The organism is Sorangium sp. So ce295 (assembly GCF_051527405.1).
In the GTDB taxonomy this organism is placed as follows: domain Bacteria; phylum Myxococcota_A; class Polyangia; order Polyangiales; family Polyangiaceae; genus Sorangium; species Sorangium cellulosum_B.
In genome coordinates this window covers 5,886,176-5,911,978 of record NZ_CP150324.1, presented here as the reverse complement: position 1 = coordinate 5,911,978, position 25,803 = coordinate 5,886,176, and the positions used below count along the sequence as shown (strand labels likewise).

General features: G+C 70.6%; 20 protein-coding genes. 8 read left to right on the top strand and 12 right to left on the bottom strand.

Annotated elements, in window-relative coordinates:
* The first annotated feature begins 162 nt into the window (after positions 1-162).
* Positions 163-807: a cadmium resistance transporter gene (locus tag WMF11_RS22305; protein WP_437910511.1), complete on the top strand. Its 645-nt coding sequence runs from the start codon at positions 163-165 to the stop codon at positions 805-807.
* A 274-nt stretch (positions 808-1,081) separates the two neighbouring features.
* Here the strand turns inward: WMF11_RS22305 and WMF11_RS22300 are convergent, their stop codons facing one another.
* On the bottom strand, positions 1,082-2,092 hold the full coding sequence (locus WMF11_RS22300) for a hypothetical protein (protein ID WP_437978830.1): 1,011 nt from the start codon (positions 2,090-2,092) through the stop codon (positions 1,082-1,084).
* Positions 2,093-2,160: 68 nt separating this feature from the next.
* A complete protein-coding gene (locus WMF11_RS22295; RefSeq protein ID WP_437910509.1) occupies positions 2,161-3,576 on the bottom strand; it encodes a protein kinase domain-containing protein in 1,416 nt (471 codons plus the stop codon).
* 270 nt (positions 3,577-3,846) lie between these two features.
* Between WMF11_RS22295 and WMF11_RS22290 the strand changes: the two genes are divergently transcribed.
* Positions 3,847-4,647 (top strand): hypothetical protein, encoded by an 801-nt coding sequence (locus tag WMF11_RS22290; protein ID WP_437978829.1) that lies wholly within the window; start codon positions 3,847-3,849, stop codon positions 4,645-4,647.
* A gap of 83 nt (positions 4,648-4,730) precedes the next feature.
* On the opposite strand, the gene WMF11_RS22285 is transcribed toward WMF11_RS22290, so the two are convergent.
* Together WMF11_RS22285 and WMF11_RS22280 are read right to left on the bottom strand one after the other, a co-directional pair.
* On the bottom strand, positions 4,731-6,134 hold the full coding sequence (locus WMF11_RS22285; protein WP_437978828.1) for a glycosyl hydrolase family 18 protein: 1,404 nt from the start codon (positions 6,132-6,134) through the stop codon (positions 4,731-4,733).
* Positions 6,135-6,613: 479 nt separating this feature from the next.
* Positions 6,614-8,011: a sigma 54-interacting transcriptional regulator gene (locus WMF11_RS22280; protein WP_437978827.1), complete on the bottom strand. Its 1,398-nt coding sequence runs from the start codon at positions 8,009-8,011 to the stop codon at positions 6,614-6,616.
* A 482-nt stretch (positions 8,012-8,493) separates the two neighbouring features.
* Here WMF11_RS22280 and WMF11_RS22275 point away from each other — a divergent pair, with 482 nt between their 5' ends.
* Both WMF11_RS22275 and WMF11_RS22270 read left to right on the top strand, forming a co-directional pair.
* Positions 8,494-10,152: a cellulose binding domain-containing protein gene (locus tag WMF11_RS22275; protein ID WP_437978826.1), complete on the top strand. Its 1,659-nt coding sequence runs from the start codon at positions 8,494-8,496 to the stop codon at positions 10,150-10,152.
* A gap of 239 nt (positions 10,153-10,391) precedes the next feature.
* Positions 10,392-11,408: a glycoside hydrolase family 11 protein gene (locus WMF11_RS22270; protein WP_437978825.1), complete on the top strand. Its 1,017-nt coding sequence runs from the start codon at positions 10,392-10,394 to the stop codon at positions 11,406-11,408.
* Between the two features lie 88 nt (positions 11,409-11,496).
* Here WMF11_RS22270 and WMF11_RS22265 read toward each other — a convergent pair whose 3' ends face one another.
* The gene (locus tag WMF11_RS22265) at positions 11,497-12,297 is read right to left on the bottom strand and encodes a DeoR/GlpR family DNA-binding transcription regulator (protein WP_437978824.1); all 801 of its coding nucleotides are present in this window, start codon (positions 12,295-12,297) and stop codon (positions 11,497-11,499) included.
* Between the two features lie 190 nt (positions 12,298-12,487).
* Between WMF11_RS22265 and WMF11_RS22260 the strand changes: the two genes are divergently transcribed.
* Positions 12,488-13,705: an MFS transporter gene (locus WMF11_RS22260; RefSeq protein WP_437978823.1), complete on the top strand. Its 1,218-nt coding sequence runs from the start codon at positions 12,488-12,490 to the stop codon at positions 13,703-13,705.
* A 77-nt stretch (positions 13,706-13,782) separates the two neighbouring features.
* Here the strand turns inward: WMF11_RS22260 and WMF11_RS22255 are convergent, their stop codons facing one another.
* On the bottom strand, positions 13,783-14,412 hold the full coding sequence (locus WMF11_RS22255) for a class I SAM-dependent methyltransferase (RefSeq protein ID WP_437978822.1): 630 nt from the start codon (positions 14,410-14,412) through the stop codon (positions 13,783-13,785).
* Positions 14,413-14,548: 136 nt separating this feature from the next.
* On the opposite strand from WMF11_RS22255, the gene WMF11_RS22250 reads away from it, so the two are divergent.
* A complete protein-coding gene (locus WMF11_RS22250; RefSeq protein WP_437978821.1) occupies positions 14,549-15,814 on the top strand; it encodes a sulfotransferase family protein in 1,266 nt (421 codons plus the stop codon).
* 30 nt (positions 15,815-15,844) lie between these two features.
* On the opposite strand, the gene WMF11_RS22245 is transcribed toward WMF11_RS22250, so the two are convergent.
* Both WMF11_RS22245 and WMF11_RS22240 read right to left on the bottom strand, forming a co-directional pair.
* Positions 15,845-16,678 carry an alpha/beta fold hydrolase gene (locus WMF11_RS22245; RefSeq protein WP_437978820.1) on the bottom strand — a complete coding sequence of 278 codons (834 nt, stop codon included), beginning with the start codon at positions 16,676-16,678 and terminating at the stop codon, positions 15,845-15,847.
* A gap of 432 nt (positions 16,679-17,110) precedes the next feature.
* Entirely contained in the window at positions 17,111-19,426 is a 2,316-nt protein-coding gene (locus WMF11_RS22240; protein WP_437978819.1) for an adenylate/guanylate cyclase domain-containing protein, read from the bottom strand.
* A gap of 1,006 nt (positions 19,427-20,432) precedes the next feature.
* On the opposite strand from WMF11_RS22240, the gene WMF11_RS22235 reads away from it, so the two are divergent.
* Complete coding sequence (locus tag WMF11_RS22235; RefSeq protein WP_437910501.1) at positions 20,433-21,902, top strand: protein kinase domain-containing protein; 1,470 nt, start codon at positions 20,433-20,435, stop codon at positions 21,900-21,902.
* Between the two features lie 102 nt (positions 21,903-22,004).
* On the opposite strand, the gene WMF11_RS22230 is transcribed toward WMF11_RS22235, so the two are convergent.
* Positions 22,005-22,853, bottom strand: a complete 849-nt coding sequence (locus tag WMF11_RS22230; protein ID WP_437978818.1) for a helix-turn-helix domain-containing protein — start codon at positions 22,851-22,853, stop codon at positions 22,005-22,007.
* Between the two features lie 192 nt (positions 22,854-23,045).
* Between WMF11_RS22230 and WMF11_RS22225 the strand changes: the two genes are divergently transcribed.
* The gene (locus WMF11_RS22225) at positions 23,046-23,444 is read left to right on the top strand and encodes a hypothetical protein (RefSeq protein WP_437910499.1); all 399 of its coding nucleotides are present in this window, start codon (positions 23,046-23,048) and stop codon (positions 23,442-23,444) included.
* A 6-nt stretch (positions 23,445-23,450) separates the two neighbouring features.
* Here the strand turns inward: WMF11_RS22225 and WMF11_RS22220 are convergent, their stop codons facing one another.
* The 3 genes from WMF11_RS22220 to WMF11_RS22210 all read right to left on the bottom strand — a co-directional run bounded on the left by WMF11_RS22220 (position 23,451) and on the right by WMF11_RS22210 (position 25,630).
* Entirely contained in the window at positions 23,451-24,158 is a 708-nt protein-coding gene (locus tag WMF11_RS22220; protein WP_437978817.1) for a DUF4336 domain-containing protein, read from the bottom strand.
* A gap of 66 nt (positions 24,159-24,224) precedes the next feature.
* Positions 24,225-24,830, bottom strand: coding sequence for a glutathione transferase GstA (gene gstA / locus WMF11_RS22215; RefSeq protein ID WP_437979329.1), 606 nt, complete (start codon positions 24,828-24,830; stop codon positions 24,225-24,227).
* 44 nt (positions 24,831-24,874) lie between these two features.
* Positions 24,875-25,630 (bottom strand): Uma2 family endonuclease, encoded by a 756-nt coding sequence (locus WMF11_RS22210; protein ID WP_437979328.1) that lies wholly within the window; start codon positions 25,628-25,630, stop codon positions 24,875-24,877.
* Positions 25,631-25,803 lie beyond the last annotated feature (173 nt).

Sequence of the window (25,803 nt, the reverse complement as noted above, 5' to 3'; positions counted from 1 at the left end):
TCTCCTGTCGCCTGTGCAGACGCGCCGTCGCTCCGGTGATTACGGTCTACCCCGGCAGGCCCGGGTGAGCTCCGGCGTCGGCCGGTTCGGAGCGGCGCCCGCGGCGCCGGCGCCCCCCGAGCAGACGCGAGCCGCGGGGGGTGGTACGTCCGCGGGCGCGCCATGGAGCAGATCCTTCCGATTCTCGGGGTGAGCGTGGTCGTGTTCGTGTCCACGAACATCGATGACATCCTCCTTCTCTCGGCCTTCTTCGCGGATCCAGGCTTTACCCCCGCTCAGGTGGTGGCCGGCCAGTTCCTCGGCAACGCGGCGCTCGTGATCGCGAGCGTCGCGTGTGCGCTGCTCGCGGTCCGCGTGCCGGACGGATGGATCGGCCTGCTCGGCCTGGCTCCCCTGGCGCTCGGCCTGAGAGGCCTCTGGGCGCTCTGGCGGGGCTCCAGGGCCAGGGAAGCAGGCGTGGCGAGCGGAGCGGACGAAGCAGACGCAGCGGAGAGCGCGCGCGAGCCCCATGGCAGCGCGTCACGCTTCAAGGTGATCGCCGTGGCGAGCGTGACCGTCGCGAACGGCGGGGACAACCTCGGCGTTTATATCCCGCTGTTCTCCAGCTCCCCTGCGCACATCCCGCTTCATGCGGCCGTGTTCGCGGTCATGACCGGCGCCTGGTGCGCGCTCGGGCACCGCCTTGTCAACCACCCGATCCTGGGCACGCGCATCCGGCGTTCCGGCCGTGCGGCGCTGCCGTTCGTTTTGATTGGCCTCGGGCTGTGGATCCTGTCCGACGCCCTCGTGCTTGTTCGTGCGGGGTAGCGCCCCAGGGGCGCCGTGAGCTCACCTTGGTGAGAGGCGCCAGTTCCACCCACGCGGAGTCCGGCCGGGGATCCAGAGAGAGAATTCAACGCAAAGGCACAAAGGTGCAAAGGCGCAAGAACGAACAAACTTTGTGCAGGTTTGCGCCTTTGCGCTCTTGGCGTCTTTGCGTCAAATCTCTCTTGGTTCGCGAGACAGATCCCTGGCAGGACTGCTCCACGGGGCCGAACCGTTGCGCCGGCTCATGGGCCCGCAGCGGCGCGCGCGAGCCGCGTCACCAGCGGCCACGCACCACGACGCCGCCTCCGGCCTGGCCCGCCGTCAGCTCCCAGCTCACCTCGGGCGCCGGCTGGCGGCGCTGGGATGGCTCCAGCAGGAAGAGCAGCGCCGACGCGCCTGCGAGCGCCACGCCGGCGCCGAAGCCGACCGTGCTCACCAGCCCAAGCTGCTTCGCGCGGTTGCCAGCGTCGAGCCCGTCGGGCTTGCATCGCGCCCGGTCGGGGCTCACGTCCCTGCAGTTGTCGGCCGCGACGCCGCTCGCGTCGAGCGCCATCCACCCGGTCACCGATCCGACGATCAGCCCGGCCACGCCGAGCCCGCCCGTCACATAGGTGACCACCCGCAGGCCGCTGGGCCCCTGAGCCGGCACCGGCGCTGGCGCCGGCGCCGGCGGTTTGGCGGGCGGCGGCTTGGCGCCCGCCGGGGGCTTCACCTCGAGCACGATCGCCTTCGACTCCGACCGGTCGATCGTGAATCGCGTCTCGGTCGCGGGCCCTCCCGGCGCCTGCGTCGTCACGACGTGCTCTCCGGGATCGACGGGGAGCGCGACGCCGAGCGAGGGTTGCTCCAGCGTCATGCCGTCGCACTGCACGCGCGTCCCCGCCGGCGCGCCCGGAGGCAGCGACAGCGTGAGCTGCGGCACGAGCGGCGCGAGCGCGCTGCGCTGCCCGAGCGCGATCTTGCGTCGCGCCGACTGCTTGTCCCGCTCGGCCTCACTCATGCGATCGACCATCGCGAGATAGTCGTTGTAGCGAGCGACCGCGGTCGCGATACGCCCCCATTTGGCCTCGCACTCGGCGAGCGTGAATAGCCGCCCCGGGCGCGGATCGAGACGCTGGCTTTCGGCGAGGGCAGGGCAGCCGGTCTCGTACCGGCCAGCCAGCATGTCGGCGCGCCCGCGGTCGAAGTGGGACTCCGCGACGGCGAGCGCCTGCGCGCTGGCCGGCGCGGCGACGGCGACGCCCAGCACGCCAAGGCAGGTGGACCGGAACCAGGAGAAGCGCATGCGTGAGCCGCCAAATACCATCGTTCCCGCTCGCTCCTGGCAAAGGAGTGTCCGCCCTGCCATCGTGCTCAGTCCGGCTTGTACAGCAGCTCAGGGCTCGGCTCCGCGGCCGACCGGGCTGGCGCGAGCCTGCGCCGTGAGCCGAGCGCTGGCGGCGGCGGCGCGCTCGCCGCCCCCGTCGCGGGGGCGAGCGCGCGGCTGCCCTTGCCCAGCGGCACGGAGGCCTCGGGAGCGGGCGTCGCGACGTCCGGCGCCGTGGCTGTCGCCGAGGCGTCGGGGAGAGGCGGCGTCGGATGGACTTCAGGGGGCGCGGAGGCGGGCGAGCGCGCGTCCCCCGCGGTCTGCGCGGGCTCCGCGCTCCTGCCGGCGGTGAGCGCGCCGCGGCTCAGTGAGGCGAAGGCGAAGGCGCCGCCGCCGAGGAGGACGAGCGCCGCGACGGTGATCGCGGCTCGGCTCCGTTGCTTCGTGGGGGGCAGCGCGGTCACCACGGCCGCGGTCGGGAGCTGGACGTCGCTCTGCAGCGACAAGGAGCGGGAGCTCAGGGGTGCATGTCCACTCGGCGTCTCCGCGGGGAGCAGGCGCGATGATCGCACCGGCGCGGCGGGCAGGTCGAAGACCTCGGCGAGCGCCTCGATCGCGGCCGAAGCGGTGGCGAAGCGCGCCTCGGGGGCGCGGGCCGTCACCTTGGCGAACCACGCGTCGAAGGCCGGAGGCAGCTTCACCCCCTCGGCGTCCGCGCGCGTGGACGCGAGCTCCTGCGGGCCGTTCACGGCGAGGGTCGCGAAGGCGAGCGCACTGTCGTACTTCCGCCTGTCGTTCAACCAGTACGCCTTGCCGACGAGGAGCGTGTACGCGATCATGCCGAGGGCGAAGATGTCGGCAGCCCGCGAGACCGACTCGCCGCTGAATTGCTCGGGCGCCATGTAGAGCGGCGTGCCGAGGACCGCGGTCGCCGCCGAGTCCGCCGCCGTCTCGACGACGAGCTTGGCAATGCCGAAGTCGAGCACCTTGATCCGGGGCGCCCCGTCGTCGGTCTCGGCCAGGAAGAGGTTGGCAGGCTTGAGGTCGCGGTGGACGACCCCGGCGGCGTGTGTCTTGTCGAGGGCGATGGCGGTCTGGCGCAGGAAGGTGACGGCCTCTTCCGGCGGCAGGCGCCCGGCGTGGCGGAGGCGCTCGTCGAGCAGCGTGCCGCGGAGCAGCTCCATCACGAGGAACGGCTTGCCGGTCTCGGCGTCGATCCCGGCGTCGAACACCTCCACGATGTGGTCGCTCTCGATGCGCGCGGCGACGCGCGCCTCCAGCTTGAACCGGGCCTGGAAATCGGGGTTGCCGGCGAGGTGCGAGTGCATCACTTTGAGCGCCCGCCGGCGCTCCGTCTCGATGTGCAGAACCTCGTAGACCGCGCCCATCGCGCCGCTGGCGATTCCGCGCACCACGCGGTACCTGCCAGCAAACAGCATCCCGTCGTCCAGACTCAGCGACATGGGTTCCACCAGCAGGCGAACTTATACACCAGCGTACGCGACGCCTGCACTCAGGAACTGACGGATCGAAGCGTATTTTACAGTGTTCCAGTAAAGATCTAGGGCGCGCTCCGTCGGTCTGCGCCATCGCGCGGCGGAATGGCCGGTGGTCGCTCGCTGACTGATCGGTTACAGCCGAATGACTCGATGGGGGCATCATTCCATTTCGGCGGCCACCCTGATATCCTCCGCGACCAAAACATCTCGAAATTTCACATGAAAATGAAGACGATGCTGGCTTTCGTTCGGTGCGCCGGCGGATGTGCCATGGCGCTGCTCGGGCTCGGATGCGCGCAGCTCTTCGGCTTCGACAAGATCTACGAGCCCGAGGACCAGAGCTCCGGAGGCGGTGGCGCAGCGGGCTCAGCGGCCGGGAGTGGCGGCGGTGCGGGGGATCCATGCGAGATCCTCGCGGTGCTGCCCGGGGAGACCCTCGCCCTGTCGATGATCGACGACATGGAAGACGGAGATACCCGGATCTCCGGAGGGAACGGGGCGAACCCTTGGGCAGGGTTCTGGTTCGAGGACAACGACGAGTCACCGGAAGGAAGGCAGGATCCTGCGAACCCCGCGGACCTCGTGAGCACCCTCGACCCTCCGCGCGGCGCCAGCGCCAGGGCCGTGCACACGAGCGCCGATGACGGCTTCATCCTCTGGGGAGCCGGCGTCGGCTTCCATCTGGACGACGAGGCCTACTACGACGCGACCGAGTACCGTGGCCTCACGTTCTGGGCCCGCGCCGAGGAGGGCTCCACCAGGAAAATGAAGGTGATGTTCATCGATCAGCAGACCTATCACCTGGGGGGCATCTGCAACGAGGCCGAGGACGGATGCAACAATCACTTCCACAAGCCCGTCTTTCTGGAGAGCGACTGGAAGCACTTCAAGATCCCGGTGGAGTGCCTCAAGCAGGAGCCCTACGGTAAACAGCTGCTGGCGCCCGCCCTGGAGCGGCTCTGGGCCATCGAGTTCTTCTTCGACAAGGAGCAGGCGTTCGACATCTGGATCGACGATGTCGCCTTCTACCGATAGGCGCAGATCTCCTTCGATCGAGGGGAGCGCGCGCTGTCCGCGATCGGCGGGCGGAATCGCCGCGCGCTCCACGCGATCCCGCTTCAGTCCGTGACGAGAGGTCCCACGCCGTTGGCGAACTGCCACCCCTTGCTCTCGTCGACGTGGATCTCCCAGTCGAACACGCCGCGGAGCGCCGGGTGGTTGCTCTCGACTTGATTCCACGTGGGGATCGCCTCGTCGATCGACATGTAGTATTGCCGGTCCGCGAGCCCGAACCCCACGACGACGTGCGTCGGACCGAGCAGCGAGACCCACTCGTTCACGCTGTTCACGACGTAAGACTGCTCGGCGAGGTCGGGGCCATCGTAGTACTGCGGGGCCGCGTAGTCCATGGCGCCGGCGTCCACCATCTCCTTGCAAAACGTCTTGTCGCGGCTGTTCCAGGGGGCCGGAGGCGCGGTGATGACGAAGCCGGGGATGCGCCGCTTCAGCTCCTGGCTGATCCAGATCATCTCGGAGGTGTCGGGGGCCTGATCGGCCTCGAAGGTGTTCCAGTCGAGGCCGTCGAACCCACCCAGGCTGTCGTAGATCCCGATCACGCTATTGACGAACTTCTCCGACTTCGCGCGCGTCGGGAAGCTCATACCATTTTTTTCGCCGCCGACGGTGAGGATGATCCTGCGATCCTGGGTCGTCCGTGCGTACTCGATGTCGTCCTTCAGGTTCGTCGCTGCTCCCTTGCCATCACCCGGCGGCTCCCAGTAGACGGCGCCCGTGGTGCCGGGCGATCCTCCGAAGGGCTTCGCGGCAAAGAGATAGATCACGTTGTAGTTGCTGTTGATGTCCCGGATGCGGACGGGCGCGTCCGTCCAGTTGGGGTAGTAGCCAGCGACGACCTTTGCGGGGAGCCCACGGGCCGTGCGGGGCCTGCCGTCGTCGCCGGGGCTGCCGCCGCAGGAGTACGGCTCCCAGAAGTACGTGCTGACGGTCGGGATGTAGCCGGGATTGTCGTACTTGGCGATGTAGGCCGACCCCTCGTAATTCACGATGTCCCCCGCGACATACGGCTGATCCTTTTGCCATTGCGGATAGCTGCACGAGCCCTCGGTCGGCTCGGAGCTGGAGCCCTCGGTCGGCTCGGAGCTGGAGCCCTCGGTCGGCTCGGAGCTGGAGCCCTCGGTCGGCTCGGAGCTGGAGCCCTCGGTCGGCTCGGAGCTGTCGCTGCAGCCGGAGTACGGCTCCCAGAAGTACGTGCTGACGGTCGGGATGTAGCCGGGATTGTCGTACTTGGCGATGTAGGCCGACCCCTCGTAATTCACGATGTCCCCCGCGGCATACGGCTGATCCTTCTGCCACTCCGGAAAGTCTGCGCACGCGGCGGATTCGTTCTGATCCACCTCGAGCTCCTCCGGCGAGCTGGAAGCAAGGCATCCGAGCCCGCTCGCGGTGAAGGCGACGAGGAGAAGTGAAAGCTTGGGAGCAATCTTGGAAAGATGGAGAGACATGGTGGCCTTTCTTCGACGAGAGATGAACGATCGCCGATGGTGGTCTCGCCGAACGCAGCATTGCCATGCTGCAATCCGGCGCCGCTGGGCCGTGACGCGCCGCTGGGCTCGACCTCGATCACCACCCGTTGATGGGGACATCGTGGTACCGAGCGCGGCCGGGTCGTCGTGGCCCGATGCAACTGCGCTGCTGCTTCAGGGAAGAGCAAGCGATGTACCAGTCGTGATCATGGCCCCGACGATGGGCGCGCGGCGTCGGGGCAGCCCGTCGCTGACCTCTTCCTGGAGCCGAAGCGCGGCGATCGCGCCCGGCGAGCCGGGGGCGCGCGTGGGCGATCGGGGAGATCGCACCGCGATCGCCTCGATCGCGAGCGTGGGAACTCCTGGATCGCCCCCGGCGATCCGGCGCTCTCGGGCCGCCTGGAGCTAGCCCGCGGCCTGTCGCGCGCCTCTCGTCCCGCGCGCCGGCGCCGCGGGCGTCAGGTGGAGCGCCGGGCGCGCAGGATCTGGAAGTACCGCCGCGCGATGCCCGACGCGGCCGCCGCGTTGCTGACGTTGCCCCCGTGCTGCGCGAGGACGCGCTGCACGTAGCGCCGCTCGAAGTGATCGACGATCCGCTCCCGCGCGCGCGGCAGGGGCAGGTTCAGCGCGAGGATCTCCTCGACGATGTCGCCGGATGTCCCGGGCTCTGCGCCGCCGCGCGTGGAGGGCGGCGCCGGCGCGCCCGGGGAGGCCAGTCCGGCCCGGGTGATCTCGATCGGCGCGGCGTCTCCGAGCGCCACGCGCCGCGCCACGGCGTTGTAGAGCTCGCGCACGTTGCCCGGCCAGTCGTAGTCTTCCAGCCGCTCGCCGAACCCCTGCGGGAAGAGCGCGCCGCGGCCCGCGAGCTGCCGAAAGAAGTGGTGCGCGAGCACCGTGACGTCGCCCCGCCGCTTGCGCAGCGGCGGCAGCTCGATCCGGGCCACCGCGAGCCGGAAGAACAGATCGTCCCGGAACCGCCCCGCCTGGATCTCGCGCTCCAGATCGCGCCGCGTCGCCGCGAGCACCCGGATGTCCACGCGGATCCAGCGGTTCGAGCCGACGCGCTGCACCTCCGACCGCTGGATCGCGCGCAGCAGCTTGGCCTGCAGGCTGAGGTCGAGATCGCCGATCTCGTCGAGCAGCAGGGTGCCGCCGTGCGCCTCCTCGAAGACGCCGCGGCGTGCCTCGTTCGCGCCGGTGAAGGCGCCGCGCTCGTGCCCGAAGAGCGCCGACTCCACGAGCGTCGGCGGCACCGCGGTGCAGTCGAAGACCACGAACGGCCCGGCCGCCCGCGGCCCCTGCTCGTGGAGCGCCTCCGCGAGCACCTCCTTGCCGGTCCCCGTCTCGCCCTCGATGACGACGGGGACGCTCGAGGCCGCGATGCGCTCGCACAGCGGATAGAGCCGCCGCATCTCCTCGCTGGCGCCGAGGAGCCTGCCGAACTGCACGGCGGGCGACAGCTCGGCCGCCTGCATGACGCCGAGCGCCTCGACGCGGAGCACGGTCTCGCCGATCCGGACGAGCTCGCTGCCCTGGAGGTACGCGTCGCCGACGCGGATCCCCTGGACGAAGGTGCCGTTCGTCGATCCGAGGTCGGTGACGCGGAGCCGGGCGCCCGCGAGCTCGAAGGCGGCGTGGCGGCGCGAAACGAGGCGATCGGTGAGGGAGATGTCGCAGGCGGGGCTCGTGCCGGCGAGGACGCGCGAGGGCAGCCCCGGCGCCACCGTGAACCGGCGGCCCTCGTCCGGGCCCGCCATGACGGAGAGGGCGAAGCTCTCGGCCGGGGCCGCGGCGGGGCGCACCGGCCCGGGCAGGAGTTCGGTGGAGGCGGCATCGTCGTCGCTCAGCGGAGGCATGCTGCCATCTCAGCAGGCCTCCGCGCCGACGTCACGCGAGGCCCATCGCACCCCAAGGATCGCCGGGATCCGAAGGATCGCCGGGATCGCCCTCGTACGCACTCCCGGCAATGCTCCGTTGAGCCTGTCGCTTCGAAGCCCGATTCGGGGCTGCTCAGCGCTGGCACGCACCGTGCTTGAACGTCCTTGGAGGCGGCCGTCGCGCCCAGACCGGGCGACGGCGGATCGGCCCGCGAGACGATCAGCACGCTCCACGGAGCGCAGGAGCGCGGCGGCAGGAGTCCTCCGCAGGTGCAGTCTCGGATCGACAACCACAGCGTGCGCCGCTCGACGCGAGGCTCGGAGTCGACCGCGGCTCGGCGATGTCGCGCGATGCGGGCGTGAAAGGAGCACGATTGACAATCATGAACTCGAGATATCTACATGCTGTCGAGCAGATGAGACGGACCGGCCGGCGCACACGTGTGACGCTCCTCGAAGGGATGGCCGATTTCTTGCGGGCTCGTGCCCTCCGCCTCGCGTGCTTGGGCATCTTCGTCGCGCTCTCGACTTGCGGTCACTCGAGCGGTAGTTCCGCCGGGACGAGCGACTTTACCGTTCAGTACCGCAACTATGACGCCGCCGCGCCGAACGACACCATCATCGAGGCCGGGATAACAATCCGCAACAACACCGCTGCCCCGATACCTCTGAGCAGCATCGTCCTGCGCTACTGGTTCACGAAGAACGGCGCGACGACGGTGACCCCGGCGTGCTGGTGGTGGAGCTCGGACTGCAGCCGAATCACGCTGACAACCGGGACGGTGTCCTATACAGGCGCCGATCGTTACGTGCAGATCGGCTTCACCAGCGCCGCCGGGAGCTTGGCTGCGGGGGCGACGATCCAGCCGATCGACCTCGGGATCGAGTTCGACACGAACGTTGTCGAGACCGACGATTACTCGTATGGAAACCAGACGGCCTTCTCCAACTTTGGCCGTATCACCGTGCACGACGCCGGCTCCGCGCCCACGGGCGGCCTGCGGAGCGGTACGCCGCCGAGCGGCAGCGTGTCGCCGCCTCCGGCGCCGATCTCCCTGACGGCCACGGCGTCGAGCGCGAGCGCGATCTCCCTGAGCTGGGCGGCGAGCAGCGGTGCGACGAGCTATGATGTCTACCGATCGACCACGTCGGGTTTCACGCCTGGCACGGGAAACCAGATCGCCAGCGGCGTGACCTCTACCGGCTATGACAGCACCGGCCTGGCCGCGTCGACCACCTACTATTACAAAGTCACGGCCCTGAATGCGGGCGGCGCGTCTGCCGCATCCAATGAGGCGAGCGCGACGACCCGGGCCGGCAGCGCGGTCACGGCCGAGTTCTTCGACGACTTCAGCTACAACGGGACCAGCGACGCCAACTTCAAGAGCTGGTGGTCGCTGCGGAGCTGGTCGGGGGCGCCAGGGGTGAGCGACGCGGCGTGGCTGGAATCCAACGTTTCGCTGGTCGCTGACCCGCAGAGCTCCACGAACAAGCTGATGCGCCTCGAGGCGAGCACGAGCGGCACCGGAGCGACCACCTCGCAGGCCGAGGTGATCACCCATGCCCAGAAGTTCCGCTTCGGCACCTACGCTGCCAGGGTCAAGTTCAACGACACCCCGCTGTCCGGCGCGCGTTTTTACGCCGACAAGCCCGTCGAGACCTTCTTCACCTTGACCGAGTGGGCCGTCGGCGACCCGGACTACTCGGAGCAGGATTTCGAGTACATGCCCAACGGCGGTTGGGGCCAGGACAACACGAGCACGATGTGGCTGACGTCGTGGGAGACGTCGGACGTGAACCTCTCGAGCTTGGTCTCCGCGAACTTCAACGGCTTTCACACGCTCGTTCTCCAGGTTACCGGCACGTCCATCAGCTATACCATCGATGGGGTGCATCGCGCGACGCACGGCTCCATGTACGCTCCAGAGGTGGATCAATTCATCTTTTTCAACCTCTGGTACGATGAGCTCGATGCGGCAAAGGGCAGCTCGCGGACGTACCACGAGGATGTCGACTGGGTGTACTTCGCCGAGGACGCGATCCTGTCGTCCGCCGAGGTCGACGCGAAGATAGCCAACTTCCGCTCTTCGTCGATTTCCCGACGAGACACGGTGCCTTAGAGCGGAGAGCACTCTCTTCGGACACAGACCTCGGCGTGCGACATATCACCGCGCCACGATGGATGCTTCGTGGAGGGCACGCCGTCGACCTTCAGCCCTCCCGCGTCGAGCAGCGCATGGCACGGGATGTTCGCGCGGGTCTGGAAACTTCTGCCCGATGCGGCGACCCGACGACGAGCTGCCCTTCCAGCGGTTCGCCTCCCTTGATCATCCTGTGCATCCCCTGGCATGCTCCAACCATGAAGGTTCTCGCTCCGTCGCGTTGGTCGCTGGGTACTTTTGCCGCTTGCCTCGCTGCCGTGGCTTTCACGGGCTGTTCCGGCTCCGGGGAGGGGAAGGAAGACGACGGGAGCGGCGGATCGATCGCAGGATCCACCAGCGGGAACGGAGGCGGTGGTCAACCGGGCGCCGGGGGCGCGGGCGCTACTTCCGGAGGCGTCACGGGGAGCGGCGGCGCGAGCAGCAGCAGCAGCAGCGGGCTCCCTGGTGCGGGCGGAGCGACGGGTGGAGGTGGCTCCCCCGGCGACGGCGGCGGCGGGTCCACCGGCGAAGGCGGGTCCACGGGCAGCGGCGCGAACACCTGCCCGCCGGCGACCCCCCTGACCGGAGGCAGGGAGTATTGCTCGAACAGCAAAGGCAATGCGGGCAATGGTTACGGTTATGAGCTCTGGGCGGAGGGAAGCGGGACGGGCTGCATGACCGTGCACGGCGTCGACGCCGCGTTCAGCGCAAAATGGAACAACGTCGAGGATTTCCTGGCGCGCGTCGGGCTCGACTTCAACCAGACCCGGAAGCACGCCCAGATCGGCACCTTCTCGGCGGAGTTCGCGCATACCAAGACGGAGGAGAACGGCGGCTTGACGTACATCGGTATCTACGGCTGGACGGTCAACCCGCTGCGCGAGTTCTACATCCTCGACGACTGGGGGAGCGTGAAGCCGGCAGGGTTTTCTTCCGACGGGACGCCGCGCGACGAGGTTGGCACGCTCACCGCCGATGGCGAGACCTACGACGTGTGGAAGAAGACCCGCGTGAACAAGCCGGCCATCACGGGGAATAGCGAGACGTTCGATCAGTATTTCAGCATCCGGCGGACGGCTCGCACGTGCGGCACCATCTCCGTTTCCGAACACTTCACCAAGTGGGAAGCGCTCGGCCTTCCCCTGGGGAACCTGCACGAGGTCAAGCTGCTGGTCGAGTCCCAGAACAACAGCGGGACAGTCAAGTTCACGACGGCGAAGGTCGTCGTGAAATGAGCGAGGGCGTCCAGGCACCTCGAGATCGGCATGGCCAGCGCGAGCCTGCGCCTCCTGGACGTCGTGGCAGGCTCTCTGACCGGCTGGTTCAGGCGGGCTCGGCCTCGAGGTCTTGCGTGACGGTGACGCCGGCAGCCCGGTAGGGCGCGAGCGCCTCCTTCGACACGCCGCGCTCGGTGAAGAGCCACGTGAGCTCGCTCAGCGGCGCGACCACGTACGGCGACACGGTGCCCAGCTTGTCCGCGGTCAACAGCGCGACGACCTCGGCCGAGGCCTCCACCATCGCCCGCTTCACGTACGACTCGTCGAGATCCAGCGTGGTGACGCCGAACGTGGGATCGAGCGTGCACACCCCCAGGTAGCAGAGGTCCGCCCGGATCTGGCGCACCCCCGCGATGGTCACCCCGTCGGCGGCGGCCAGCGGGTCCTTGCGCACGCGCCCGCCCAGCAGGACCACCTCCACCCGCGGGTGCTCCGAGAGCGCGATGGCGACAGGAGGGCTGTTGGTCACGACCGTCGCCTCGAGATCGCGCGGGAGGTGGCGCGCCACGGCCACGTTGGTCGTCCCGCTGTCGATGAACACGACCTGACCCCGCTTGATCAAGGTCGCCGCGGCCCGCGCGAGCTCCTCCTTGGCCTTCGGCCGCTCCCGCTCGCGCGCAGGGAAGCTCGGGTTCACCCGCGAGACCGGCAGGCCGCCGCCGTGAACCCGCTGCAAGAGCCCCTCGTTCGCCATCTCGCGCAGATCGCGCCGGATCGTGTCCTCCGAGACCCCGAAGGCACGGCTCAGCTCTGCCGCCACCACCTTCCCGTCACGTTCCAGTACCGCGAGAATATGCTGGCGCCGCTCGGCCACCATCAGGCCGGAGGTGTCTGCGTTGTTTTGCACGGTTGTTCCTGTTTGTGCACGAAGTTGCTTGCTCCGGTCCAATCCGGCCCCAAGATCTTTCCCTGATGTTCACGAAAATGCACGAACCTTCCGGGGAGCCTCCAGCTTTGACCGCCGTCCTCTGGACGGCCTTCCCCGGGCCGCGGCTGTGCGCCAGCGGCTCGTCTGGTCCTGCGCGGGGGGTGCTGTGATGGGCGCCTCCCTCTCGCTCGTCGACGACGTCGCGCGCGCTCGCCGCGCCGTCTCGATCATGTTCGTGGCGAACGGCATCGCCTTCGCGTCCTGGGCCGCGCGTGTCCCTGCGGTCCGCGAGCGGCTCGGGCTGCGCGACGGCCTGCTCGGCCTCGCCCTCCTCGGCCTCGCCTGCGGCGCGATGCTCGCCTTCCGCGCCGCAGGGCCGCTCGTCGCCCGCTTCGGGAGCCGGCGCATCACCCGGGTCTCGGCCCTGCTCCTGTGCGCGGCGCTGCCCCTGCCCGCGCTCGCCCCTTCCTTCGCCGCGCTCGTCGCGGCCCTCCTGCTGCTCGGCGTGTGCAACGGCCTCATGGACGTCGCGATGAACGCGCAGGCCGTCGAGGTCGAGCGGCGCTCCGGTCGGCCCATCCTCGCCTCGGTCCACGGCATGTTCAGCCTCGGCGGGCTGATCGGGGCGGCCCTTGGCGCGCTCGCGGCCGACCGGGCGCTGTCGCCCGCGGCGCACCTCGCCGCCGTCGCCGCCGTCATCGCCGCGGCCGTCGCGCGCGAGGGCGGGGCGCTCTCGGCCGACGCGCGCCCCGAGCCCGCGACCGCGGCCGGCCCCGGGGCCGCACGCTCGACAGGGCTCCTCCTGCTCGGTCTCGTTGCCTTCTGCTCGTCCGTGGGTGAGGGCGCGATGGCCAACTGGTCGGCCGTCTACCTCCGCGACGAGCTCCACACCACCGCGGCCTTCGCGGCGACCGGCTACGCCGCGTTCTCGCTTGCGATGCTCCTCGGGCGGTTCTCCGGGGACGGGCTGACGCAGCGCTTCGGCGCCGATCGGGTCGTGCGCGCGGCCGGGGTCGTCGTCGCGGGCGGGCTCGGCGCGGCGCTGCTCGCCAACGCCCCCGTCGCCATGCTGCTGGGGTTCGGGTGCGTGGGCGCCGGACTGTCCGTCGTGGTGCCGCTGGTCTTCCGCGCCGGGGCGAGCGCCCCCGGCGTCGCGCCCGGCAAGGCGCTGGCGACGCTCGCCACCCTGTCGTACGGCGGCTTTCTCGTCGGCCCTCCGGCCATCGGCCTTGTCTCCGACCGCCTCACCTTGCGCGGCGGCCTCGCCCTCGTCGTGGCGCTGGCCCTCGTGATCGTCGCGCTGGGCCCGGCGGTCATCCGCGGGCCCGCGCCCCGCGCCTCCACCGCCCGCACGCCCGCGCGCCCGCAGGTGATCAGGGCGCACTGACCGCGGGCGCCCGCGCGTCTCCGCCCGCTTCGGGGCGATTGACCGCAAGCTGGCTGCAAGCTGCTCGCGCCGAGGGCTCAGCGCTTGCGCCACACCGTCGCCAGCCACGGCTGCTGCTCGCGCGGCCGGCCCGCCGGTCGATAGTAGTGCTCGATCTCCTCGAACCCGGCGGCAGTCACGTGCTCTCGCCACCGCTCGAGCGACCAATAACAGCCGTACCGGTCGCCCGACCACCCCTCCCGATCGTCGCCGCGCGGGTTCGAGCTGAAGAGGACGCCGCGCGGGCGGAGCGCGGCGTGGAGCTCGCGGAGCACGCGCGGCAGCTCCTTGCTCGGCACGTGGAACAGCGACGCGTTGGCGAAGATCCCGTCGAAGCGCCCGGCCTCGAGGTCGAGGCGCAGGAAGTCCTGGTGGAGCACCTCGCAGCCCGCGTGCCGCCGCGCCATCTCGACGAACCGCGCGGACCCGTCGAGGCCGATAGGGTTGTGCCCCGCGGCCCGGAACGCCGCGAGATCGCGCCCGGGGCCGCAGCCGAGATCGAGGATCGTGAACGGGCCTGCCCCCTCCAGGGCCGCGAGCAGCGCGGCGCGGTTCTGCGAGACGTCGTGATCGCGCGTGCCCTCCCAGAACGACAGGGCGTGATCGTCGTAGTGAGCCAGCGTTTTCTTGGTGAGCGCGGAGTGCCGGGGGGCGCTGTCGTCGTGCATGGCGGCAGTGTGGGCCCGGAGCGCCCGGCCGAAAAGGATCGGATGCGCTCGTGGTGCAGCCGCCGCGTGGCCCGCGTGCGCCCGCCCGTTCGGCGCTATCCCTCCGTGCCGCGCGCGCCTACCCTGAGGGCGGCGCATGCACGGACCCACCCGATCGACCCCTCATCCGTACCGCGTGTCGATGCCGTTTCGCGCGCTCAACGCGGTGGGGGCGCGGATGGGGCGCTCGGCCCTGCGCGCGCTCGCTCCCCTGGACGTCGATGTCCTGTTCGAGCGCGCCCGGCGGCACACGGGCCTGACCGATCCCGGCGAGGGCTGGTTCTGGGAGGGGCTGCGGGTCCTCTCCGCCTCGCTCGAGGACGAGGCCGATCTGGCCCTGCTCGGGAGGCTCGGCTTCGGCGACGAGATCGAGCGGCAGATCGCGAATCGCCTGTTGCTGCGGGAGGACGTGCGGCGCGAGCCGCGGATCACCGAGCAGCGCACGCCGCGCCCGGTCTTCATCGTCGGCTATCCGCGGACCGGCACGACGCTGCTGCACAACCTGATGATCCTGCACCCGGACGCGCACGCGCCGCGCTTCTGGCGGCTCCAGGCGCCGTCGCCGCCGGTCCATCCCGAGGACGAGGCCCGCGACCCCCGGCGCGCGGCGGCGAGGCGCCGCGTCCGCTTCGCGCACGCCGTCTGTCCGATCTTTGCCACCATCCACGAGCTCTCGGCGGACGGCCCGGAAGAGTGCGTGTTCCTGATGCAGAACACCCTTCTCCCCTGTGTCCGCGCCGAGACGCCGTCGTACCGGAGGTGGGCGCTCGCGCAGGACCTCGTCCCGGACTACCAGCATCACCGCCGCCAGCTGCAGGTGTTGCAATGGGGGCGCCCCGAGGGGCGCTGGGTGCTCAAGTCTCCCTTCCACCTGCCGGCGATCGCCGCGCTCCTGCAGGTGTATCCGGACGCGTGCATCGTGATGACGCACCGCGATCCGCTCCGGGTCGTCCCGTCGTTCTGCAGCCTCGCCGCGGCCGCGCGCGCGATGCACCAGCGGCGGGTCGAGCCGCGCGCTGTCGGCCCGGGGGCCCTCGAGCTGCTCGGCGCCATGATGGACCGCTTCCTCGAGGCCCGCGCGCGGCTCGACCCGGCGCGGTTCTTCGACGCGAGCTACGAGGAGCTGACCGCGGATCCCGCCGGGCTGGTGCGGCGCATCCACGAGCGCTTCGGCCTCGGGTTCGACGGCGCTGTCGCCGCGCGGATCGAGGGGTGGATGCGCGAGCACCCGCAGCACCGCTGCGGGGTCCATCGCTACGCCCTCGACGACTTCGGGCTCACCGAGCGGGAGGTGCTGGACCGGTTCGGCGGTTACCTGGAGCGGTTCGGCGAGCTCGCCGCGGGGAAGCGAGGGCGGAGCTGAGCCGGAGAGCGGGAGCGCCGTATCCCGGGCTCAGGCGGCGTCCAGCCAGGCCTCGAGCTCGGCGGCGAACGCCGCCGGCGCGTCGAGCATCAGCCAGTGGCTGGTCTCCGGCAGCACGACGGCCGTCAGCGCGGGCCTCAGCGCGTGGAGGCTCTGCGGCCATGCGTTCGAGGGGGCGAGGATGGCGTGGGCGCGGGCGCCCGGAGCGGCGAGGTAGCGGTCCAGCGCGTTCACCGCCTCGAACTCCAGCAAGTGCCGGGACATGCCGAGCATCCGGTCGTGCGGCGTGGCGGCGACGCGCGCCAGCACCGTCTCCCGGGTCGCGGGCGTGCTGCCGGCGAGCGCCTCGCTGAAGGTGGCAACGGCGGTGTCACGCCAGCCGTCCGCCGCGAGGGCGGCGAGGTAGGGCGGGAAGTGCTGCGCCTGGACCTCCGCCGGGATCTGCGTGAAATCCCGGGGCGGGTCTGCGAGCAGGAGGCGCGCGACCCGCTCCGGATGCGCGGCCGCGACGGCGAGCGCCACGAGCGCGCCATAGCTGTGGCCGACGAGCGCCACGCGGGGGAGCGCCAGGGCGTCGAGGACCGCGAGCACGTCGGTCGCGCACGCGGAGGGAGCGTAGTCCGCGTCGGGCGGGGGCTCCGACGCGCCGTGCCCCCGGAGGTCGATGGCCACCGCGCGCCGCCGGCCGGCGACGTGCGCGAGCGGCGCCTCCCAGAAGCCGGCGTGGCCGACCATGCCGTGCACGAGCACGACCGGCAGCGCCTCGCTCGAGGGGCCCGCGCCCGCGGCGGTAGGAGCGCCCGTGGCCGGATGATCGACGATGTGGAGCGCGCCCGCAGGGCCCGCGACGGTCAGGGAACGCATGTGCGTCTGCTACCTCGGTGTGGGGGGCCGCGTGAAGGGGCCGTGTTGCGCTGCGAGGGCGGAGCGTAGGCGAGGCGCCTGTTCGAAGCAAAGGTGCTCTCCCAGGAGGGCGTCGCCGTGGGGTACACGCAGGTCGATGTCCTCGGATGCGAGGAGAACCGGTCGCCGAGCCGATACGGCCGCTTCAGGAGGACGGGTTCGAGGTGAACGACATGCCTGTTGACGAACAGGCTCCCGCAGAGCGCCCCAGAGATCGCCTTCTCGCTCTTTTCCACGAGCCCCTGAGTCGGCCTGTCGTCCGCTCCCCGGCACCAGGGGAGAGCGCGAGTTCGTCCCAGGTCTCACGCGACGGGCCCCCTCTCCGGGGGCCGGGCGGCTCGGCAGCACCTCCCGCACACCCGGACGCGAGCCTGCCTGTACGGCGGCGAGCCGCTACGCCTCGGCGCGGTGCAGCTTCTGAACGAACGCCGCGAGCCCCGGCGGCGACGACGTGAAGTGGATGCGCACGACGTCGTCGGCGCGCGCGTCGAGCTCGATCACCTTCGCGTGCAGCTCCCCGCCGAGCTGCTCGCCTAGCGCGCCGGACGGGTGGATCTGGAGGTTCGTGAAGGGCGCGGGCCGGGGATGGATCCGCAGCACGGCGCCGAAGGGCGAGAGCCCGAGGATGAAGGCGGACTGCGGCTCGCCCTCCACCCGCTTGCCCGCGAGGCGCGCACAGACGACCGGCAGCGGCGACGAGAGCGAGAGGATCTCGACCCGCCGCTCGGGCAGGTAGAGCCGCTCGGGGTTGTCGAGGCCCAGCACCTCGTGGACCAGCACGCGGTTCGAGAACCCCTTGACGGCCAGCGCGTGGCTCTGACCGAGCAGGAGCCCCACGCCGGCGGCGCGGCGCGTGGTGTCCGCGATGAGGATCTGGCGGCCCACCGTGCACGACTCGATGCGGGACGTCAGGTTCACCTGCGCGCCGACAACGCCGTATTTCGTGCGCGCCTCGGAGCCGATGTTGCCGACGACGACGGGGCCGGTGTTGAGCGCGATGCCCATCTGCAGCGTCGGCAGGCCCTCGGCGCTGTTCTTCTCGTTCACCGCGTCCATCGCGATCTGCATCTCCAGCGCGCAGGCGACGGCGCGGCGGGTGTCGTCGCCCGCCGGGAACGGGGCGCCGAAGAGCGCGAGGATCGCGTCGCCGATGAACTCGATGATCGTGCCGCCGCGCGCGACGATGATGCGCGCCATCTCGCCGAGGTAGCCGTTCAGCAGCCGCATGACGACGTCGGGCGGCATGCTCTCGGTCATCGTCGTGAAGCTGCGGAGGTCCGTCATCATGATGGTCACCTCGCGCTCCTCGCCGCCGAGGAGCTGGGCCTCGGGCGAGGAGAGCAGGCGGTTCACCACGTCGTCGCTCAGGTAGCGGCCGAACGTCTTGCGGATGAACTCGCTCTTGACCGACAGCTCCGCCGCGAGCTGCGAGAGCTGCTCGCGCGAGCGCTTCAGCGTGAGCTGCGTGTCGAGCCGCCCGAGCAGGATGTCGAAGTCGATCGGCTTCGTCACATGGTCGTTGGCACCGAGCTTGAGCGACTCGACGACGTCCTCGCTCGCGCCGCGCGTCGTCACCATGATCACGGGGAGCTCGGCCTGCGACCGGCTCTGGCGCAGCGCGGAGAGCACGCCGAGGCCGCTGATGCCGGGCATGTTCACGTCGAGCAGCACGGCGTCGAAGCGCTCGCGCGCGGCGAGCCCGAGCGCGCGGGGTCCGTCCTCGGCGGAGGCGGTGCGGTAGCCGTTGTTCTGCAGCACCCGGCAGAGGACGTCGCGGTTGCCTCGGCTGTCGTCGACCACGAGGATGGTGCCGCGCCCGCTGCCCTCGATCTCGGCGTGGACCGCGGGCTCCTCGTGCGGGGAGGGGATGCTGACCTTCACGCTGGAGGGCGCGTCCTCGTCGCCGTTCTCCATCGCCTGCACGATGGTGAGCAGCTTGCGCGACGCGAGCTCGATGTTGCGGATGTCCTCGATGTGCTGCGGGGCGACCTTGCCCTGCAGCGACGCCACGAGCAGGCGCGTGTAGCCGAGGATCTGGTTGATGGGCGTGTACGGGTCGTGGCCCCCGCCGTGCGGCTCGTGGAGCCGCTGCGGCTCGCGCCCCGCGGTCGACCTGGCCGGCGGCGCGGGCTGATGCGCGGGCAGCCCGCCGGTCGCCGTGCGCCTGGCCGGCGACGACGCCGGCGCGTGGCCACGGCCGGCGTCGTCGTGGCGCGACCCCTCCGGGACACGCGAGCTCGGCGGCTCGGGCGGCTGGGTCGCGGGCGGGGCGGGGGAGCCCTCGGGCGGGTCCCACCGGTCGAACGGATCCTGCAAGGTGTAGCCGCTGCGCGCCGCGGCCGCGGCCGCGGCGGTCGGCCGCTCTCGCCAGCCGCGCGCCTCCTGCGACGCATAGACGCCGTGCGGAGAGAGCGGGACGCTCGGCCGATCTCGCCGCACGCGCGCGTCGGCCGGGAAGTGGCTGCCGCGCGCCGGCGGCGGCGCGTGCTGCTGAGGAGGCGGGAGGGTGCTGCCCCCGCGGTTCGATGCGGGCGCCGGCGGCAGGGCGCTGCCGCTGCCGGCGCTGGTGCGTGTCGGAGGCGGCGCTGACGGCAGGGCGCTGCTGCTGCTGGCGCGCGACGGGATCGTCTCCGGCGGGGTCCCTCGCGACGGCACGGGGCTGACCGTTGCCTTTTTGTGCGCGTCCTTGTCGGAGGGGGATCGGCTCATGGTTCCGGCGATTCTACGCCTGCGCGCGTAGACGCAACCATGGATGACACCCGCGCTTCATTTTTTATCGCACCCCTACGCCTCTGCTTCAGCCTCGGCGCGGCTGGATTTCCTCCGCCGGCGTACGCGGGAGCTCCGCGGGTGTCCAGGCCGTCCTCGGCTGGGTGAACTCTTTCAGTGAGCCGGCATCCAGAAGACGAGAGGCTTCAATCCTCCTCTAGAAGACAACCCGCCTGTCGCGGCGCGTGATCCGGGGAAGCGCGAGCGCCCCGCGCGGGTGGAGCTCCGGACAGGCCCGCCCTCCGATGTCGGACGATGCCGACACCCCAATGGGTCTCGCCCCGTCCTCGAGATTCCCGCCCTGGATGAAGGATGAAGAATGAAGACACGAGCGCCGCCCTCCATGCTGCCCGAACGGTGGTTGTGGAGGTAAAATGAAAGACTTTTTTCGAAGTCAAGAGGTGTTGAGCCTCGCGCCCCGGGGGGCTCATCTGGCGCGGCGAGGTGAGCCCATGGATGAAGCCGCAGCGGATCGCGAGCCATGGCCGTACGACACGCACGCTTGTTCCCGGGCTCCCCACCTGTTCATCAGGTAACCTACCTTCAACTCCGTTGTTCAGCGTCACCGCCCGCGACGACGGGTGCTTTCGATCGGCCGGATGAGCGTGGCGCTCGGCATGCGCTCATGCGCCGACACCGGCGCACGGCGGATATCCGTCCATGTGGCCGTATCGCACAGGAGCGCTCCGTGGCCCCTGCGCTCCTGGGGGATGTAAGAGATGTAAGAGACAGGTTGGCTTCAATGTGCGCGGGTGCGCGACACGCGCGCAGACGTGACTGACGCGACTGACGCGACTGACGCGACTCACGTGGCGGAGAGCACTTTGTTTCTCTTGCAGAGGCAATGAAGGCGTCGTAGTGATCTATTTACGCCATTCGGGCGAGTTTTCGGCTGGAGCTGACGGAACCACCGGCTCGGGCCTGTGCGAGAAGGAGTAGCAGAGGTATGCCCCTGCACACCGGACAGATGGTGACGCCTTCGCTGAGGCTCGTGCGCATCCTCCGGCGCGGCGGGATGGGGAGCATCTGGGTCGCGGATAGGCTTCCGCTGAAGGCTCAGGTGGCCGTGAAGTTCATGTCGCCCGAGTACGCGGACGACCCGGGCTACGTCGAGCGGTTCCGGCGAGAGGCGGTCGCCGCGGCGCAGATCACGAGCCCGCACGTCGCGCAGGTCCTCGATCACGGCTTGACCGCGGAGGGCATGCCGTACATCGCGATGGAGCTCCTCCGCGGCGACGACCTGAGGACCCGTATCAGCCGCCAGGGCCGGCTGCCGCTCGGCGAGGTGGCGCGTATCGTGACGCAGACGGCCAAGGCGCTCGGGCAGGCGCACCGACTCGGCATCGTCCACCGCGACATCAAGCCGGACAACCTGTTCCTGACCCAGGTGGACGGGGAGAGCTTCGTCAAGGTGCTTGACTTCGGTATCGCCAAGCGGGTCCGGGACCTGCGGGTCACCTCGACGGGGAACGTGGTCGGGACGCCGCTGTACATGAGCCCAGAGCAGCTCGTCAGCCCGAGGGATCTCGATTTCCGTGCGGATCTCTGGTCGCTCGGCGTCGTCGCCTACCATGCCATGACGGGGCGGACCCCGTTCTCCGGAGAGACGCTCGCGGCGCTCACGCTCGCCGTGCACAGGGGGCGGTTCACGCCCCCCAGCGCGCACCGGATCGACGTGCCAGCCGCCGTCGACGAATGGATGGCGAAGGCCCTGCAGCAGGATCCGAGCGCGCGCTTCGGGTCGGCGAAGGAGATGGCAGAGGCGCTGGAGCGTGCGCTGTCGTCACGCAAGTGGGGCACCGAGACGCCGGCTCCGGCGGCCGGGGACGCGGCTGTGGAGAGCGTGGTCGAGGCCCCGCCCGTGAGCTCGCAGGACGGCGTGGTCACCCGGCGCAACCCTGTCATGACGTCCCCGTCGATACCGGTCGTGGAGGCGGATCTCTGCGAGGACGACGGCGGCGACGGCACGACGGCGGTCCTGGGCTCGGCGTCGAGCCGCAAGAAGCGCAAGAGGCCATCCGCGCGGCTCGCGGCGGCCGCCGCGATCGGCGCCGTGCTGGCCGGCGCCAGCCTGTTCTTCGGCGTCCGGTTCACCGCGCCCGCTGCCGACAGCGCCGCGCTCGCCGCCGTCGCTCCCCGCGCCGGGCTGGCGAGCTCGACCGAGTCGACGCTCCTCGCCAGCGTCGTGGAGGCACCCCGGCCGCTGCTCGCGCCGGAGCTCCAGGAGCCCGTCCAGGCCGCTGCGGCGCAGCCCGAGAGCGCGCCCAGCAGCGAGGCCTCGCGGTCGACCTCGAAGAAGAAGCCCTCCGTGCGGCCCACGCGATCCCCCGGGCGGACCAAGACCATCCCGTCCACTGGGCGGCAGACCCGGCGCATCAAGCCTTTTCCGCGCAACGACATCGCGATGCACCGGTAGCGCTCCCGGCGCTGCTCATCGCGACGCGCGGGCAGCGCTCCTAGCGCTTCTCAGGGGGAGCGGGCCGTGCACGGCTCGTCGACGCGTGCGCGGCGCGCGCCCTCAGAGCGGGATCCGAGGGGATCTCTCGGCGGACGGCCCTTGTCCTCGGCGTCGCGCCGTCGCGCGCAGCGCCTCCGCGGTCGCCTGGTCTGCGGGGAAGAACGACTCGACCGCGAGCTCGGACAGGGTGACGTCGATCGGCGTGCCGAAGACCATCGTCGTGCTGAGGAAGCTCAGGATACCGTCCTCCGTCCTGAGCCTGAGCGGCACCGCGACGGCGACCGGGTCGGGCTCGCGGGCGGGCTCGGGGCGCCTCGATCCTTCCGGCGATGGATAGCGGATGAGCTCTTCGAGGAGCGTCACGAGGGCGGGATCGGAGCTCACGTCGATCTGACGGCGCAGGCGGGCGAGGAGGTGCGCGCGCCACTCGGGCGAGTTCTCGATGCGCGGCGCGAGGCCGCCTGGGTGCAGGCTCAGGCGCAGCACGTTGATCGGGGGCTGGAGGAGGGCGGCGTCGGCGCCAGCCAGGAATGGGCCGATCGCGCCGTTCGCGGCGACGAGGGTCCAGTGCCGATCGATGGCGACCGCCGGATAAGGCTCGTGGCCGGCGAGCACCAGATCGACCGCCCTGCGCGCCGCCGCGAGCGCCGGATCGCCGAGGCTGCGCTCCGGATAGAGCGGCGCGTACCCCGCCGCCACGAGGAGCTGGTTGCGGTCGCGCAAGGGCACATCGAGGCGCTCGGCCAGGTGGATCACCATCTCGCGGCTCGGCTGCGCGCGGCCGGTCTCGAGGAAGCTCAGGTGGCGTGTCGAGATGTCGGCCTCGCAGGCGAGGTCGAGCTGGCTCATTCGACGGCGCTGGCGCCACTCGCGCAGGAGACCCCCGATCGGCGGGTGTGAGCTCGTCATCGCGCGTCGACCCTAGCACGCGGGAAAATGACGCCCATTACCTCGGAGGTAATCGATCGCATGCCGAGGGCGCCCCAAGGTGAGCGGTGTCAGGGGCGCTGCGGACAGCCGGCGCGCCACGCGCGTTCGACGTCGAGCACGTCCCGCCCATCGAGGGGCGATGAGCCCCGACCGCAACGAAAGGAGCCCACCATGTCGTTCGTGATCTCTCCTCGCTTCCTGCGCCGCGTCCTCCTCGCCGACGCGGCCCTCAGCGGCGCTACAGGCCTCCTCATGCTCGCCGCCGCGGCGCCCCTCGCCGGCCTGACCGGCCTTCCCGAGGCGCTGTTCCGCTGGGCTGGCGCGAGCCTGCTCCCGTTCGCGGCGCTCGTCGCGTGGCTCGGCACGCGCGAGCGTCCGGCGCGGGGGGCCGTCGTCGCCGTCGTCGTCGCGAACGCGCTCTGGGTCGTCGACAGCGTGCTCCTCCTCGCGCTCGGCTGGTTCGAGCCGACGGCGATCGGTTATGCGTTCGTCGCGGCGCAGGCGCTCGCCGTCGCGCTCTTCGCGGAGGCGCAGGTCATCGGGCTGCGCCGCGCGCAGGCGGCCGCCTGAGCGCCCTCATCTCGCCGGCAGGAGCCGGCCAGCCCCGGCGCCCATCCACGCGAGCGCGCGGCGCGTCCGGTCCTTCGCCTCGCCTTCGATGACGTCGCCGTGGGCGACGACGACGCGCTCGAACTCCCACGCGAGGACGTCGGCGACGCTGCGCGCCGCCGCGCCCCGGTCCCTCATGAGCACGCGCCACACGTGGTCCTGGGCGGTCTTCCTCCACACGCCGCCCACCCAGAGGAAGACCTTCATGGCGAAGCTGCGGGCCTCATGCACGTTGAAGAGGAGATCCGTCACGATGAGCGTCCGCGACCGCGCGTGCAGGAACACGTGCTCCGCGATGTACGGCACGCCCTCGACGAGGCGTACGCCGAGATCGTCGCCGATCTCCGGCGCCACGCCGGATCGGGGCAGCGGGGTGAAGCGGAGGCCGGAGAGCTTCTTCTCGAGCCCGGGCGCCCCGAGCACGCTCGCGCGCGGCCAGCGCTCGGTCGCGGCCTTCAGGAAGACGTGGTGGAGGCAGCTCGGGGCGACGAGGGCGCGCACCTCGCCGAGCGCGTCGATCTCCCGGGCGGTGTCGTCATCGAACGCCAGCGGCGAGTGGATGACGATGCCGCCGTCGGCCCGCCTCACGACGGTCGTGCGCGCCGGCAGATCGCCGAACGGCAGCCGGAAGTCCCTCTCGTACGCCCACACCTCCTCGGCGATCGCCCGCAGCATGCCGTCATGCAAAGCCGCGCGTGATCGTGGTGTCAAGGCGCGTATCCGCAGGCACTCGAAGGAGGCCTACCGCCTCCGCTCGGCCTCGATGGCGGCCTGCACCGCAGGGCGGGCGCCGACGCGCTCCCTGTAGCGGCCGAGGACGGGCCATCCGCCGAGATCGACGCCCGCGAACCTCGTCCACGTCGTCACGGTGTAGAGGTACGCGTCCGCCACCGTGAACCGCTCGCCGAGGAGGTACGTCGCGCCCTCGAGGCGGTGCGCCACGTAGGCGAAGCGCCGGCCGAGCAGCGCCCTCGCCGCGCTCTTCTGCTCGTCCGGCGCCCGCGGCTTGAAGAGCGGCGAGAACTGCTTGTGCAGCTCGGTGCTGATGAAGCTCAGCCACTCCTGCAGCCGGTAGCGGTCCAGGGTGCCGGCCGGGGGCGCGAGCCCGGACTCGGGCCTCCGATCGGCGATGTACTGGACGATCACCGGCCCCTCGGTGAGCACCTCGCCGCCCTCGATCTCGAGCGCGGGCACGTAGCCCTTGGGGTTGATCAAGGTGAAGTCGGCGCCCGACCGGGTCTTCTTCGTGCCGAGGTGGACCTGCTCGAGCTCGAACTGGAGGCCGGCCTCGCGCAGCGCGATGTGCGGAGAGAGCGAGCAGGCGCCAGGGCTGAAATAGAGCTTCATCATCCGCTTCACAGGAGGAGCGAGAGGAGCGCGGGCGCCGAGCGCTACTTCAGCGTGTCGGGATCGACGCCGAGCTCCCGGAGCCTCGCTGCCAGCCGCATTGCCTGCTGCTCTGCGGACTCGGCGCGCTGCTCTGCGGACTCGGCGCGCTGCTCGGCGGACTCGGCGCGCTGCTCTGCGGACTCGGCCCGTCTCGCGAGCTCCTTGCCAGCAGGCACGAGCTCTCCCTCGGGGGTGAAGAAGCGGAGCTGTCCCTCCTCGACGCCAAGGAAGAGCTCGAGCTGAGCGCTCCAGAGGCGTCCGGACGCATCGGGGGAGAGCGGCTCGTACTGCCCGTCGACGAGGTGGAAGCCCGAGAGCTCGAGCGTCTCCGGATGGAACCAGAAGTAGTCCGGCGTCCGGAAGACGTCCTGGTAGATCTGCTTCTTGATGCCACGATCGGTGCCCTCGGTGCTCTCCGAGAGCACCTCCACGATCACGTTCGGGTACCGGCCGTCTTCTTCCCAGACGACCCAGCTCTTGCGTGGCCTCTGCTCGGTGCCGAGCACGACGAAGAAATCCGGGCCCCGGAAGTGCTCGGTCTTGAGCTGCCTGGGGCTGAAGTAGATGGTCAGGTTCCCCGCGGCGAAGAAGTCGGCCCGGTCCTTCCAGAAGAGGTCCAGGCTCTCGAGCAGCAGGATCATCTGGACGAGGTGCTGGTAGCTCTCCATCGGGGGCTCGTTGCTGTACAGATCGCCCGGCGGAGCGACGACGCTGGGGTCGACGATCTCCGCCGGCATCGCGAAGGCGAGGGACGTCATGTCGGAAGCCTGCCGGAGGATCCACCTCGCAGCAAGGTCCGCGGCGCACCTCGCCGTGTCCGCGTAGCCGCTCGACAGCTTGCGGATCCCGGGTGCGCTCATTTCGAAATCCGCCCTTCTGTGGCGTCGCCGCCAGGGCGCCTCGTGTTCGTCCTGCCCGGCCAGCGCAGCGT